General features: G+C 55.4%; 9 protein-coding genes, 2 tRNA genes and 3 rRNA genes. All 14 read right to left on the bottom strand.

Translation table 11 applies throughout. The features are described 5' to 3' along the window. Positions 1-51 precede the first annotated feature (51 nt). A complete protein-coding gene (locus J3P75_RS04945) occupies positions 52-2,355 on the bottom strand; it encodes an intermembrane transport protein PqiB (protein WP_434709498.1) in 2,304 nt (767 codons plus the stop codon). Next, positions 2,348-2,971 carry a paraquat-inducible protein A gene (locus J3P75_RS04940; protein WP_258448001.1) on the bottom strand — a complete coding sequence of 208 codons (624 nt, stop codon included), beginning with the start codon at positions 2,969-2,971 and terminating at the stop codon, positions 2,348-2,350. Before J3P75_RS04940 ends, J3P75_RS04945 begins: the two co-directional genes overlap by 8 nt. Next, on the bottom strand, positions 2,958-3,617 hold the full coding sequence (locus J3P75_RS04935) for a paraquat-inducible protein A (protein WP_434709497.1): 660 nt from the start codon (positions 3,615-3,617) through the stop codon (positions 2,958-2,960). The genes J3P75_RS04940 and J3P75_RS04935 overlap by 14 nt, the downstream gene beginning before the upstream one ends. Positions 3,618-3,766: 149 nt before the next feature. Then, positions 3,767-3,882 (bottom strand): 5S ribosomal RNA (gene rrf / locus J3P75_RS04930). Between the two features lie 152 nt (positions 3,883-4,034). Next, positions 4,035-6,928: ribosomal RNA gene (locus tag J3P75_RS04925) — 23S ribosomal RNA — on the bottom strand. A gap of 246 nt (positions 6,929-7,174) precedes the next feature. Beyond that, positions 7,175-7,250 (bottom strand) — tRNA-Ala (locus tag J3P75_RS04920). Positions 7,251-7,280: 30 nt separating this feature from the next. Continuing rightward, positions 7,281-7,357, bottom strand: a tRNA-Ile gene (locus J3P75_RS04915). 81 nt (positions 7,358-7,438) lie between these two features. Then, a 16S ribosomal RNA gene (locus tag J3P75_RS04910) occupies positions 7,439-8,975 on the bottom strand. The 16S, 23S and 5S rRNA genes sit together here with 2 tRNA genes alongside, the layout of an rRNA operon. A gap of 484 nt (positions 8,976-9,459) precedes the next feature. After that, positions 9,460-10,083 carry a protein-methionine-sulfoxide reductase heme-binding subunit MsrQ gene (msrQ, locus tag J3P75_RS04905; RefSeq protein WP_434709496.1) on the bottom strand — a complete coding sequence of 208 codons (624 nt, stop codon included), beginning with the start codon at positions 10,081-10,083 and terminating at the stop codon, positions 9,460-9,462. After that, positions 10,083-11,096: a protein-methionine-sulfoxide reductase catalytic subunit MsrP gene (gene msrP / locus J3P75_RS04900; RefSeq protein WP_434709495.1), complete on the bottom strand. Its 1,014-nt coding sequence runs from the start codon at positions 11,094-11,096 to the stop codon at positions 10,083-10,085. The genes msrQ and msrP overlap by 1 nt, the downstream gene beginning before the upstream one ends. Positions 11,097-11,159: 63 nt before the next feature. Continuing rightward, on the bottom strand, positions 11,160-12,017 hold the full coding sequence (pssA, locus tag J3P75_RS04895) for a CDP-diacylglycerol--serine O-phosphatidyltransferase (protein ID WP_090286305.1): 858 nt from the start codon (positions 12,015-12,017) through the stop codon (positions 11,160-11,162). Between the two features lie 149 nt (positions 12,018-12,166). Then, positions 12,167-13,183: a ketol-acid reductoisomerase gene (ilvC, locus tag J3P75_RS04890; protein WP_003228216.1), complete on the bottom strand. Its 1,017-nt coding sequence runs from the start codon at positions 13,181-13,183 to the stop codon at positions 12,167-12,169. A gap of 46 nt (positions 13,184-13,229) precedes the next feature. Continuing rightward, on the bottom strand, positions 13,230-13,721 hold the full coding sequence (gene ilvN / locus J3P75_RS04885; protein ID WP_003176102.1) for an acetolactate synthase small subunit: 492 nt from the start codon (positions 13,719-13,721) through the stop codon (positions 13,230-13,232). 2 nt (positions 13,722-13,723) lie between these two features. Beyond that, positions 13,724-15,448 (bottom strand): acetolactate synthase 3 large subunit, encoded by a 1,725-nt coding sequence (locus J3P75_RS04880; protein ID WP_090288639.1) that lies wholly within the window; start codon positions 15,446-15,448, stop codon positions 13,724-13,726. Positions 15,449-15,487 lie beyond the last annotated feature (39 nt).

Genomic DNA, 15,487 nt, shown 5'->3' with positions numbered 1-15,487 from the left:
CCTGTAGGAGTGAGCCTGCTCGCGATGGCGCCACTTCAGACACCGCAGGATTTACTTACCGAGCGAAATCTTCGGCGCCCACGTCAGCCACTCATCCTCGAACTTGTCGAACAACGGGAACGTCTGCTCAGCCCGCGCCGGGTTACCCATGCGCTCTCCATCCGGCGTGGCGAAAGCAATACCGCCCTGAATCAGCGTTTCCAGCGATTCAGTGCGCACCGTCACGCCTTTGAACAAGCCGTAATCAAAACCGACCCCACTGGTGTTCCAGAAGCGGCTGCCACTGCGCACCAACGGCGCGTATTTCGGCTCGATCAGAATATGCACCAGTACCCGGTCAGCCGTCTGGCCCAGCTCATAACCGGTGACTTTGCCCACGGTGATTTCGCGATAGGTGACCGGCACACCCGGCTTCAGCGAGCCACGGCGCGCCGCGCTCAATACCAGACTCAAACCTGCTTCCTGCTTCGTCACTTCCGGAGCCTCAGCCAGGGCGACAAAGTTTTTCTGCGGGCCAAGGTTCTTCGCCGCTGGCTGCACCTCGATGTACTTACCGGTGACCAGGGTTTCCAGATTTTCGGTCTTGATCAGGCCCAGCTCCGGTTTGACCACCCAGAACTGACTGCCGACCCGGGCGATCCTATCCGGCACTTCGGTAATGCGTGCGGTGAGGATGACCGATTGCAGATCGTCGGTCAGGTCGACGCTTTCGATCTTGCCGACGTCCAGACCTTTGAAGCGCACCGGCGTGCCGCTGCGCAGACCATCCGCGCGATCAACCTTGATAGTGACCACGGCGCCCTTCTGGTTGGCCTCGTCGTGACTGGCGAACAGGCGGAAACGCGGAATACGCTTCTGCAACGGCGCCTTGGCCTGCGGCGTCTCGAAGGCGATGCCGCCAGCCATCAGCGTCTGCAGCGACTCACTCTTGACCTGAATCCCGCCGGTCAAACCGCCGGTCAGCGTAACGCCACTGACATTCCAGAAGCGTGTCGAGGCGTTGACCAGACTTTCGTATTCCTTCTCGATGTGCACGCCGATGACCAGCTGCTTGCGGGTCTTGGAAAACTGGTAGCTCTGCACCGAACCGACCTTGACCTGCTTGTACAGAATCGGACTGCCGACATCGATGGAACCGAGGGTATCGGTGAACAGTACCAGGTGCAGGCCCGGTGAACGCAGGTCGAGTGGCGGCGCTTTCGGTCGCGCTTCGAATTCACGCTTCGGCGCCGCGCCTTTGTCGCCCGGACGCACGGCGATGTAGTTACCTTTGACCAGCGCCTCCAGCCCGGTAATACCGGCCAGAGAAATCGACGGTTTGACCACCCAGAACTGAGTGCCGTCGACCAGATAATCTTCGGCCAGAGGATCGAGGGTCAGCTCGGCAGTAGCGCTGTTCAGATCCGGATCGACCTTGAGGGCTTTCAGGTTGCCGACCTGAATGCCTTTGTACATCACCGGTGTGCGACCGGCCTGCAGGCCTTCGAAATCGCTGAGTTTGACCTTGACGCGGATCCCCGCTGCGGCCGCATCGAAGTCTTCGTAGAGACGGAACGGCAGGCTTGGATCGGTCGGCGGGCTGTCCTTGCGGTTCTCTGGTGTGGCGAAGGCGATACCGCCGGCGACGATACTGGCCAGCGACTCGCTGCGCACTTTCACCCCGGACAGGTTGGCGTCGATGCTGATGCCACTGGCGTTCCAGAAACGCGTGTGTTTGCGCACCAGTTTGGCGTAGGTCGGCTCGATGAAAACCTTGAGTTCAACGGTGCTCTGGTCCTCCGACAGCAAATAGCTTTTAACCTGACCCACCTGAATCTGTTTGTAGAACACCGGGCTGCCGCGATTCAGCGAGCCGAGACGGTCAGCCTTGATGGTCAGGTGCAGGCCGGGCTTGGCGTCAGACAGCGGAGGCTCTTCGGCCAGCGCCTTGAACTTGCGCGTCGGCTCGCCTTCGCCCGGACTGATAGCGACGTAGTTACCCGACACCAACGTTTCCAGACCGGTGATGCCGGCCAGGGTCACGCTCGGCTTGACCAGCCAGAACCGCGTGCTGGTCTTCAGATACTGCTCGACGTCCTTGTTCATCTCAACGGTGGCGATCACGCCCTTCGAGTTGCCTTCATCGTCGAGCTTGAGCGCCTTGACCTTACCGACCGACATGCCTTTGTAGACCACTTCAGTCTTGTTGGCCTGAATGCCCTCGCCGCTTTCAAAGCGAACCTGGATTTCGATACCGGTTTCGGAGTAGGCACGCCAGCCAAGCCAGCCGCCGATGACCAGCGCGATCAGAGGCAACACCCAGATGGCAGACCAGTTCGAGGCCGGTCGGGTTTTCGCTACAGGCAAATCAGTCATGGTCGGCGTCCGACTCCGTGTTATCCCAGATCAGCCGGGGATCAAAAGTTACTGCGGCGAGCATCGTCAGAATCACCACACTGGCGAAGGCGACGGCACCAAGATTGGCTTCGACACTGGCGAGTCGGCCGAAGTTGACGACCGCCACCAGAATGGCGATCACAAAAATATCGAGCATCGACCAGCGACCGATGAATTCGATAAAGCGGTACATCCAGATGCGTTGACGCGCGGATAACGGTTGACGTCGTTGCACTGAAAACAGCAGCAACGCGATGCCAACCAGTTTGAAGGTCGGCACCAGAATGCTGGCGATGAACACCACGGCTGCAATCGGAATCATGCCGTGCTGCACCAACTGGATCACCCCGGACATGATCGTGCTTGGATCGCCCTGCCCCAGAGAACTGACCGTCATGATCGGCAGGACATTGGCCGGGATATAAATGATCGCAGCGGTGATCAGCAGCGCCCAGGTTCGGGTCAGGCTATTCGGACGCCGGGCATGTACCAGCGCACCGCAACGGGTGCACGTCTGCTCATCGGTATCGGCTTCCTGCTTGTTCAGTTCGTGGCACTCGGTGCACACCAGAATCCCAGCATCAATCGCCCGCATGGGCATTCTCTCCTGATAACGCCTGCCAGATCTGATGCGGTGACATCACCACTTCCAGCCAGACCTGTACGAGCAACAAACCGATAAAGCACGCCAAGCCAAGGCCGACAGTAATCGCTGCCATATCTGCCAGTTTGACGATCGCCACCAGCACGCCCATGAGGTAAACCTCGAGCATTCCCCAGTCTCTGAGGTGGTGGTAAATGCGGTAAAGCAGCAAGCCGTAACTGCGACCGAAATTGAATTGGATCGTCAGTAAAACGAATAACTGGCACAGCAGCTTCAGCAGCGGTATGGCCATGCTGCACAGGAAAACGACAATCGAAACGCCCTGCATGTCGGTGTTGAACAGGCCCACAACACCGCTCCAAACGGTGTCTTGCGAGGACTGGCCGAGGATATTGAGCTGCATGATGGGTAAAAAGTTTGCCGGGATATACAACAGCAGCGCAGCTATCACCAAGGCAAGGCTGCGCTGCACCACGTTATGGCGGTGGGCGTACAACTCGTAACCACAACGCGGGCAGACGGCCTTCTCGCCGTGAGCGAGTTGAGGCTTGCGCATCAGCAGGTCGCACTCATGACAGGCTACCAGGTCTTCCAGCGGTAATTCTGACAGCCCGGGGGCATCAACCGGCTCTGACATACAGGCTCTGGCTCCGAAAAAGGTGGGGCTATTCTAGTGCTGTGATTGGAAAATAACTGTGCAAATTTGTTCGTTACTGCGCGCAAATAACTTTCCCGCAGGCAAAACAAAACCCCAACTGCTTTCGCAATTGGGGTTTCGGAATTTAATCTTGACGATGACCTACTCTCACATGGGGAAACCCCACACTACCATCGGCGATGCATCGTTTCACTGCTGAGTTCGGGATGGGATCAGGTGGTTCCAACGCTCTATGGTCGTCAAGAAATTCGGGTACTGAGTCGTGACCAGATGGCCTCGCTTCAGCAAATCGGGTATGTGACAGCTTTCGGTGTTTTGTGAACATCGAACTTTCGGTTCGTTTCGTCTTCACACACCGCAATCTGGTCTCTTCGACGCAAATTGCTTGGGTGTTATATGGTCAAGCCTCACGGGCAATTAGTATTGGTTAGCTCAACGCCTCACAGCGCTTACACACCCAACCTATCAACGTCGTAGTCTTCGACGGCCCTTCAGGGAACTCAAGGTTCCAGTGAGATCTCATCTTGAGGCAAGTTTCCCGCTTAGATGCTTTCAGCGGTTATCTTTCCCGAACATAGCTACCCGGCAATGCCACTGGCGTGACAACCGGAACACCAGAGGTTCGTCCACTCCGGTCCTCTCGTACTAGGAGCAGCCCCTCTCAAATCTCAAACGTCCACGGCAGATAGGGACCGAACTGTCTCACGACGTTCTAAACCCAGCTCGCGTACCACTTTAAATGGCGAACAGCCATACCCTTGGGACCGGCTTCAGCCCCAGGATGTGATGAGCCGACATCGAGGTGCCAAACACCGCCGTCGATATGAACTCTTGGGCGGTATCAGCCTGTTATCCCCGGAGTACCTTTTATCCGTTGAGCGATGGCCCTTCCATACAGAACCACCGGATCACTAAGACCTACTTTCGTACCTGCTCGACGTGTCTGTCTCGCAGTCAAGCGCGCTTTTGCCTTTATACTCTACGACCGATTTCCGACCGGTCTGAGCGCACCTTCGTACTCCTCCGTTACTCTTTAGGAGGAGACCGCCCCAGTCAAACTACCCACCATACACTGTCCTCGATCCGGATAACGGACCTGAGTTAGAACCTCAAAGTTGCCAGGGTGGTATTTCAAGGATGGCTCCACGCGAACTGGCGTCCACGCTTCAAAGCCTCCCACCTATCCTACACAAGCAAATTCAAAGTCCAGTGCAAAGCTATAGTAAAGGTTCACGGGGTCTTTCCGTCTAGCCGCGGATACACTGCATCTTCACAGCGATTTCAATTTCACTGAGTCTCGGGTGGAGACAGCGCCGCCATCGTTACGCCATTCGTGCAGGTCGGAACTTACCCGACAAGGAATTTCGCTACCTTAGGACCGTTATAGTTACGGCCGCCGTTTACCGGGGCTTCGATCAAGAGCTTCGCGTTAGCTAACCCCATCAATTAACCTTCCGGCACCGGGCAGGCGTCACACCCTATACGTCCACTTTCGTGTTTGCAGAGTGCTGTGTTTTTAATAAACAGTCGCAGCGGCCTGGTATCTTCGACCGGCATGAGCTTACGGAGCAAGTCCTTCACCCTCACCGGCGCACCTTCTCCCGAAGTTACGGTGCCATTTTGCCTAGTTCCTTCACCCGAGTTCTCTCAAGCGCCTTGGTATTCTCTACCCAACCACCTGTGTCGGTTTGGGGTACGGTTCCTGGTTACCTGAAGCTTAGAAGCTTTTCTTGGAAGCATGGCATCAACCACTTCGTCACCCAAAGGGTAACTCGTCATCAGCTCTCGGCCTTAAGATCCCGGATTTACCTAAGATCTCAGCCTACCACCTTAAACTTGGACAACCAACGCCAAGCTGGCCTAGCCTTCTCCGTCCCTCCATCGCAATAACCAGAAGTACAGGAATATTAACCTGTTTTCCATCGACTACGCTTTTCAGCCTCGCCTTAGGGACCGACTAACCCTGCGTCGATTAACGTTGCGCAGGAAACCTTGGTCTTTCGGCGTGGGTGTTTTTCACACCCATTGTCGTTACTCATGTCAGCATTCGCACTTCTGATACCTCCAGCAAGCTTCTCAACTCACCTTCACAGGCTTACAGAACGCTCCTCTACCGCATCACCCGAAGGTGATACCCGTAGCTTCGGTGTATGGTTTGAGCCCCGTTACATCTTCCGCGCAGGCCGACTCGACTAGTGAGCTATTACGCTTTCTTTAAAGGGTGGCTGCTTCTAAGCCAACCTCCTAGCTGTCTAAGCCTTCCCACATCGTTTCCCACTTAACCATAACTTTGGGACCTTAGCTGACGGTCTGGGTTGTTTCCCTTTTCACGACGGACGTTAGCACCCGCCGTGTGTCTCCCATGCTCGGCACTTGTAGGTATTCGGAGTTTGCATCGGTTTGGTAAGTCGGGATGACCCCCTAGCCGAAACAGTGCTCTACCCCCTACAGTGATACATGAGGCGCTACCTAAATAGCTTTCGAGGAGAACCAGCTATCTCCGAGCTTGATTAGCCTTTCACTCCGATCCACAGGTCATCCGCTAACTTTTCAACGGTAGTCGGTTCGGTCCTCCAGTCAGTGTTACCTAACCTTCAACCTGCCCATGGATAGATCGCCCGGTTTCGGGTCTATTCCCAGCGACTAGACGCCCTATTAAGACTCGCTTTCGCTACGCCTCCCCTATTCGGTTAAGCTCGCCACTGAAAATAAGTCGCTGACCCATTATACAAAAGGTACGCAGTCACCCAACAAAGTGGGCTCCCACTGCTTGTACGCATACGGTTTCAGGATCTATTTCACTCCCCTCTCCGGGGTTCTTTTCGCCTTTCCCTCACGGTACTAGTTCACTATCGGTCAGTCAGTAGTATTTAGCCTTGGAGGATGGTCCCCCCATATTCAGACAAAGTTTCTCGTGCTCCGTCCTACTCGATTTCATTGACAAGAGATTTTCGCGTACAGGGCTATCACCCACTATGGCCGCACTTTCCAGAGCGTTCCGCTAATCTCAAATCAACTTAAGGGCTAGTCCCCGTTCGCTCGCCACTACTAAGGGAATCTCGGTTGATTTCTTTTCCTCAGGGTACTTAGATGTTTCAGTTCCCCTGGTTCGCCTCTTGCACCTATGTATTCAGTACAAGATAACCATCTTATGATGGCTGGGTTCCCCCATTCAGACATCTCCGGATCAAAGTCTGTTTGCCGACTCCCCGAAGCTTTTCGCAGGCTACCACGTCTTTCATCGCCTCTGACTGCCAAGGCATCCACCGTATGCGCTTCTTCACTTGACCATATAACCCCAAGCAATCTGGTTATACTGTGAAGACGACATTCGCCGAAAATTCGAATTTCTCAACTAAGAGAACTCACAAATTTTACCTTAGCCTGATCCGTTACCAGTGAAAGTAACGTTCAGTCTATCTTTCTATCACATACCCAAATTTTTAAAGAACGAACTAGTCAAAGACTAGAAATCAACATTCACCATCACAACGATGGAATGCTCATTTCTAAGCTTTATACAAGAGAAGCAGTAGTGGTGGAGCCAAGCGGGATCGAACCGCTGACCTCCTGCGTGCAAGGCAGGCGCTCTCCCAGCTGAGCTATGGCCCCGTATTTCTACAGGCGTTTCCCACACAAAATTGGTGGGTCTGGGCAGATTCGAACTGCCGACCTCACCCTTATCAGGGGTGCGCTCTAACCAACTGAGCTACAGACCCAATTTCGGGCTGCTTCTTTCGTCTTCTTCAATGAATCAAGCAATTCGTGTGGGAGCTCATGGAGCAGCTGATGTCGTCGATTAAGGAGGTGATCCAGCCGCAGGTTCCCCTACGGCTACCTTGTTACGACTTCACCCCAGTCATGAATCACACCGTGGTAACCGTCCTCCCGAAGGTTAGACTAGCTACTTCTGGTGCAACCCACTCCCATGGTGTGACGGGCGGTGTGTACAAGGCCCGGGAACGTATTCACCGTGACATTCTGATTCACGATTACTAGCGATTCCGACTTCACGCAGTCGAGTTGCAGACTGCGATCCGGACTACGATCGGTTTTATGGGATTAGCTCCACCTCGCGGCTTGGCAACCCTTTGTACCGACCATTGTAGCACGTGTGTAGCCCAGGCCGTAAGGGCCATGATGACTTGACGTCATCCCCACCTTCCTCCGGTTTGTCACCGGCAGTCTCCTTAGAGTGCCCACCATAACGTGCTGGTAACTAAGGACAAGGGTTGCGCTCGTTACGGGACTTAACCCAACATCTCACGACACGAGCTGACGACAGCCATGCAGCACCTGTCTCAATGTTCCCGAAGGCACCAATCCATCTCTGGAAAGTTCATTGGATGTCAAGGCCTGGTAAGGTTCTTCGCGTTGCTTCGAATTAAACCACATGCTCCACCGCTTGTGCGGGCCCCCGTCAATTCATTTGAGTTTTAACCTTGCGGCCGTACTCCCCAGGCGGTCAACTTAATGCGTTAGCTGCGCCACTAAGAGCTCAAGGCTCCCAACGGCTAGTTGACATCGTTTACGGCGTGGACTACCAGGGTATCTAATCCTGTTTGCTCCCCACGCTTTCGCACCTCAGTGTCAGTATCAGTCCAGGTGGTCGCCTTCGCCACTGGTGTTCCTTCCTATATCTACGCATTTCACCGCTACACAGGAAATTCCACCACCCTCTACCATACTCTAGCTCGACAGTTTTGAATGCAGTTCCCAGGTTGAGCCCGGGGATTTCACATCCAACTTAACGAACCACCTACGCGCGCTTTACGCCCAGTAATTCCGATTAACGCTTGCACCCTCTGTATTACCGCGGCTGCTGGCACAGAGTTAGCCGGTGCTTATTCTGTCGGTAACGTCAAAATTGCAGAGTATTAATCTACAACCCTTCCTCCCAACTTAAAGTGCTTTACAATCCGAAGACCTTCTTCACACACGCGGCATGGCTGGATCAGGCTTTCGCCCATTGTCCAATATTCCCCACTGCTGCCTCCCGTAGGAGTCTGGACCGTGTCTCAGTTCCAGTGTGACTGATCATCCTCTCAGACCAGTTACGGATCGTCGCCTTGGTGAGCCATTACCTCACCAACTAGCTAATCCGACCTAGGCTCATCTGATAGCGCAAGGCCCGAAGGTCCCCTGCTTTCTCCCGTAGGACGTATGCGGTATTAGCGTTCCTTTCGAAACGTTGTCCCCCACTACCAGGCAGATTCCTAGGCATTACTCACCCGTCCGCCGCTGAATCCAGGAGCAAGCTCCTTTCATCCGCTCGACTTGCATGTGTTAGGCCTGCCGCCAGCGTTCAATCTGAGCCATGATCAAACTCTTCAGTTCAAACATCTTTGGGTTTTTAAGAAACCCTAAACTTGGCTCAGCAATCGTTGGTTACATCTTTGATTTCTCGCGGAGTAACTTGTGATGCTGATAATCTTGTTGACTATCAGTCTGACTCCACAAGCACCCACACGAATTGCTTGATTCAGTTGTTAAAGAGCGGTTGGTTAAGATCTTTCGTCTCAACCGAGGCGCGCATTCTACAGCAGCCTCATTTACTGTCAAGTGATTATTTTCAGAAGCTTTCGAAGATTTCTTCAACAACTTCAACCACTTGCGCTTCCGATCTCTCGTCAGCGGGAGGCGAATTCTACAGCGTTACACGCCGCTGTCAACACCTCTTTTTCAACTTCCTTTCGGGCTTCGATGAACTGAAGCCGCTTACTGCCAAAACCTCTTAACTCGTTGAATCTCAAGGAGTTTTCCGTTTCGACTGCGCCGGAAGTGGGGCGAATTATAGACACCTCAGATCTGCCGTCAACCGTTAATTTCGCTTTTCTTGCAAAACCTGCTTCCCAGCCTTCAACCGCGGGATCCTGCGCATCACAGGCGGCACACGCAGAACGAGCAGCACTGCACCGATAAAGGCATAGATCGCCCATTCTTCGAGATCTGCACGAACGATCCACAACATATGCAGCAAGCCCAAGCCCAGAATCACATAAACCAAGCGATGCAACTTCTTCCAGCGCACACCCAGCCGACGTTGACTGTAGCGATTGGACGTCACCGCTAGCACCAGCAATCCAAGAAAGCCCAATGCTCCAACAATGATGTACGGCCGTTTGCGTAACTCGACCGCCAGTTGCGACCAATCGAAACCGAGGATAAACGCCAGATAGCTGCCCAGATGCAGAACCACATAGGCAAAACACCAAAGCCCCAGCTGCCGGCGGACCGCAATCCACCCCGCCCACCCAGTCAGTTTCTGCAGAGGCGTCATGCTCAGGGTGATCAGCAGCAGGATCAACGTCCCCAGCCCCAAACGATCAACCAGGACTTTGCCGGGATCAGGCCCCAGTGAATCCTCCAGAGCTTGATACAACCACAGCAACGGCCAGATGGCCGCCGCAACGAACACGCCTATACGCCAGTACAGGAATCGCATCAGTAATTCTTCCGCAGATCGAGCCCTGTATATAAAGAAGCGACTTCATCCGCGTAGCCGTTGAACATCTGCGTATCACGAACGTTCGGCTTGAACAGACTGTTCGGCAGGCGCCGTTCGCGCGCTTGCGTCCAGCGCGGGTGGTCAACGGCCGGGTTCACGTTGGCATAGAAGCCGTACTCATCCGCGGCGATGCTTTGCCAAGTGGTCTTTGGCTGCTCGCTGACCAGACTGATGCGTACGATGGACTTCACGCTCTTGAAGCCATATTTCCATGGCACCACCAAACGCAGAGGGGCACCGTTCTGATTCGGCAACTCGCGGCCATACATGCCCACTGCAAAAATCGCCAAAGGGTTCATCGCCTCGTCCAGGCGCAAGCCTTCTACATAAGGCCAGTCGATCAGAGCGAAACCCGAGCGCTGCCCCGGCATGCTCTTCGGATCCTGCAGGGTTTCGAAGCGGATGTACTTGGCTTTGGAGGTCGGTTCGACCTGCTTGAGCAATGCCGAGATCGGAAAGCCGATCCACGGAATGACCATCGACCACGCCTCGACGCAGCGCAGACGGTAGATGCGCTCCTCGAGTTGATACGGCTTCATGAAATCTTCCAGCGCGTATCGCCCCGGCTTCCCCACCTCCCCATCTATCACCACGCTCCACGGTTCGGTTTTCAGCGATCCGGCGTTCGACGCCGGATCGCCTTTGCCGGTGCCGAACTCATAGAAGTTGTTGTAGTGAGTGGCGTCATTATAAGGCGTGATCGCCTCATCCTTGACGTTGACCGCGCCCCACTGGGTCGAAGGAAGTTTTTCAGCAAACCAGGCCGGCGCTTTGCCAGGCTCGACATCGGAATAACGAGAGGCATCCGCGGCGCTCACCCAGCGCGGCAGAGTGCTGACGGCGATACCAGCGGCCGTAGCCCCGAGCAATTGGCGACGAGAGAGATAAATGGATTCAGGCGTGACATCCGACTCATGGCAGTCGGACGCTTTAGGGACTTTGATCAACATGGCAACTCCGCAGCTTTGGAGGACTGATGCACCCATTGACTGCGGAGTATGCGGGAAATTACATCACTCGGCGTTTTTGTGACGACGAAGACGCAACAGGTACTGCACCGGCCCGGAAGCGGCATAGGCGAGGAACACCAGCAGCAGGATTCGCGGCGGATCGCTGAACACAACGGCGAACACCAATACCACCGCCAGGATCGCCACGAACGGCACACGTCCTTTCAAGTCCAGCTCTTTGAAGCTGTTGTACTTGATGTTGCTGACCATCAGCATGCCGGCCGCCGCGACCATCAGCGCGACCAGGAACGACATCTTCGAACCCTGGATGCCGTAATCACTGAACGCCCAGACGATACCAGCCACCACGCCGGCAGCCGCCGGACTTGCCAGACCGATGAAATAGCGTTTGTCAGCGGTGCCGACCTGAGTGTTGAAGCGCGCCAGACGCAACGCCGCGCCTGCTACATAGATGAAGGCGACCATCCAGCCGACCTTGCCCATATCACCCAGTGCCCAGCCGAACGCCAGCAATGCCGGGGCGACACCGAACGCAACCATATCCGACAGCGAGTCGTACTCGGCGCCGAAGGCACTTTGCGTATTGGTCATGCGCGCGACACGACCGTCTAGGCCGTCGAGCACCATGGCGACGAAAATCGCAATCGCGGCAAAAGCAAAATACTTGCTCGCATTCGCCGAATCACCGGCGCTCAACGCAGCCTGGGCACTCATCGAATTGATGATGGAATAAAAGCCTGCGAACAGGTTCGCAGTGGTGAACAGGTTCGGCAGCAGATAGATACCACGATGCCGGACTTTACGACCTTCCGCGTCGTGCCCTTCTTCGATGTGTTCATCGACGGGCAGCAGACTTTCGGCGTCAGAAGCCTTGTTCGGCTCTTCGGGACGTTCGCTCATGGACATTACCTTGCAACGGTTTGGAGAAAATTCGACAGAGGCTTGAGGACGACAGTTCGGCCACAAACGATGCAGCTTTATACCAGAACCACCGCCTCAAACGAAAAAACGCGGCCGAGGCCGCGTTTTTTCATACAAGCAACGACGACTTAGTTTTTGGCTTTGTCGACGATTTTGTTGGCACCGATCCACGGCATCATGGAGCGCAGTTGCTCGCCGATGATTTCGATACCGTGAGCGGCGTTGTTACGACGCTTGGCGGTCATTGAAGGGTAGCCGGTTGCGCCTTCGCTGATGAACATTTTGGCGTATTCGCCGTCCTGAATACGTTTCAGGGCGTTGCGCATGGCCTGACGGGATTCGGCGTTGATCACTTCCGGACCGGTCACGTACTCGCCGTATTCAGCGTTGTTGGAGATCGAGTAGTTCATGTTGGCGATACCGCCTTCGTACATGAGGTCAACGATCAGCTTCAGTTCGTGCAGGCACTCGAAATAGGCCATTTCCGGCGCGTAGCCAGCTTCAACCAGGGTTTCGAAACCGGCCTTGACCAGCTCAACGGTACCGCCGCACAGAACAGCTTGTTCGCCGAACAGGTCGGTTTCAGTCTCGTCCTTGAAGGTGGTTTCGATGATGCCGGTACGACCGCCGCCAACGCCGGCAGCGTAGGACAGTGCAACGTTTTTGGCATTGCCCGAGGCATCCTGGTAGATCGCGATCAGGTCAGGGATACCGCCGCCTTTGACGAACTCGGAACGTACGGTGTGGCCCGGAGCCTTCGGCGCGATCATGATCACGTCGAGGTCAGCGCGTGGCACAACCTGGTTGTAGTGAATCGCGAAACCGTGGGAGAAGGCCAGGGTGGCACCTTTCTTGATGTTTGGCTCGATTTCGTTCTTGTACAGCGAGGACTGGAACTCGTCCGGGGTCAGGATCATGACCAGGTCGGCTGCAGCGACAGCGGAAGCCACGTCGGTCACTTTCAGGCCGTGGGCTTCAGCTTTGGCAACGGTGGCCGAACCTTTACGCAGACCGACGGTAACGTCGACACCGGAGTCTTTCAGGTTGCACGCCTGGGCGTGGCCCTGGGAACCGTAACCGATGATGGCAACTTTCTTGCCCTGGATGATCGACAGGTCGCAGTCTTTATCGTAGAAAACTTTCATGAATTTCCCCTTATATCCGGCCATTCAGGCCATGCGCTAATTTGGTTTAGATGCTGAGTACTTTGTCGCCGCGGGCGATGCCGGTCACGCCGCTACGGACGGTTTCCAGAATCGATGCAGTGCCGATGGACTGAATGAAGCTGTCGAGCTTGTCGCTGGTACCGGTCAATTGAACGGTATACACGCTGGCGCTGACATCGACGATCTGTCCACGGTAAATATCGGTGGTGCGTTTGATCTCGGCGCGCTGGGCGCCAGTGGCCTTGACCTTGACCAGCATCAGCTCGCGCTCGATATGAGCACTTTCCGACAGGTCCACCAGCTTGACCACTTCGATCAGCTTGTTCAGGTTTTTGGTGATCTGTTCGATGACTTCATCGTGGCCCACGGTGGTCAGCGTCAGACGCGACAAGGTCGGGTCTTCGGTCGGCGCCACGGTCAGGCTTTCGATGTTGTAGTTGCGCTGCGAGAACAGGCCGACTACGCGAGACAGAGCGCCAGGTTCGTTTTCCAGAAGCAAGGAAATAATGTGCCGCATGATTAAGTACGCTCCGTCTTGCTCAACCACATATCGCGCATCGAGCCGTCTTTGATCTGCATCGGATAGACGTGCTCGCTGGTGTCGACCGAAACATCGATGATCACCAGGCGATCCTTCATGGCGAAAGCTTCGGCCATCTTCGACTTCAAATCTTTCGATTCGGTGATGCGTACGCCAACGTGGCCGTAGGCTTCAGCCAGCTTGATGAAGTCAGGCAGCGATTCCATGTAGGAGTGCGAGTGACGGCTGCCGTAGCTCATGTCCTGCCACTGGCGAACCATGCCCAGCACACCATTGTTGAGGATGACGATTTTCACCGGCAAACCGTATTGCAGGCAGGTCGACAGTTCCTGGATGTTCATCTGGATACTGCCTTCGCCGGTGACGCAGGCAACATCGTCGTCCGGGAAGCTCAGTTTGATGCCCATCGCCGCCGGCAGGCCGAAGCCCATCGTGCCCAGACCACCGGAGTTGATCCAGCGGTTCGGCTTGTTGAACGTGTAGTACTGTGCCGCGAACATCTGGTGCTGACCGACGTCGGAGGTCACAAAGGCATCGCCCTTGGTCACTTCGCACAGGGTTTCGATCACGGTTTGCGGCTTGATCTTGCTGCCATCACCCTTTTCGTAAGGGAACAGCCCGCGATCGCCACGCCATTCATCGACCTGTTTCCACCAACTGGCCACGGACTCCTTGTTCGGGGTCTCGCCGATTTCCTTGAGGATCGCGACCATCTCGGTCAGGACGCTCTCGACCGGGCCAACGATTGGCACGTCGGCCTTGATGGTCTTGGAGATCGACGCCGGGTCGATGTCGATGTGGATGATCTTGGCGTTCGGGCAGAACTTCGCTGGGCCATTGATCACGCGGTCGTCGAAACGTGCGCCGACGGCGAGAATCACGTCAGCGTGGTGCATCGCCAGGTTGGCGGTGTAGCTGCCGTGCATGCCGAGCATGCCAATGAACTGGCGATCGGTGCCAGGGAAGCCGCCCAGGCCCATCAGCGTATTGGTCACCGGCAGGTTAAGCATTTTTGCCAGCTCGGTCAGCGGTGCGGAACCATTGCCGAGAATCACCCCGCCGCCGGAGTACAGCACCGGACGCTTGGCCGCCAGGAGCATTTCGGCTGCCTTGCGGATTTGCCCGGAGTGACCGCGAACGGCCGGGCTGTAGGAACGCAGCTTGGCTTTTTTCGGGAAGATGTATTCGAACTTCTCGGCCGGGTTGGTCATGTCTTTCGGGATATCGACCACGACCGGGCCCGGACGGCCGGATTGCGCCAGGTAGAACGCTTTCTTCATGACTTCCGGGATTTCCGAAGCGTGCTTGATCATGAAGCTGTGCTTCACGATCGGCCGGGAGATACCGATCATGTCGGTTTCCTGGAACGCGTCGGTGCCGACCATGGTGCTCGGCACCTGACCGGAAATGATCACCATTGGAATCGAGTCCATATAGGCGGTGGCGATACCGGTGATGGCGTTTGTGGCGCCTGGACCGGAAGTCACCAGTACCACGCCGGCTTTACCGGTGGCACGGGCGTAGCCGTCAGCCATATGGGTTGCCGCTTGCTCGTGACGAACCAGGATGTGGGTCACTTCCGGTTCTTTGAACAGGGCATCGTAAACATGCAGGAGAGCACCACCCGGGTACCCGTAGATATATTTGACGCCTTCGTCACGCAAAAAGCGGACGAGCATCTCACCGCCAGATAAAAGCTCCACGTTGTTCACCTCTAAAACGCCAGAATACCGTCCACAAAA

The sequence above is a fragment of the Pseudomonas sp. R1-1 genome (assembly GCF_051132135.1).
Taxonomy (GTDB): domain Bacteria; phylum Pseudomonadota; class Gammaproteobacteria; order Pseudomonadales; family Pseudomonadaceae; genus Aquipseudomonas.
This window is presented reverse-complemented; position numbering and strand designations above follow the sequence as displayed.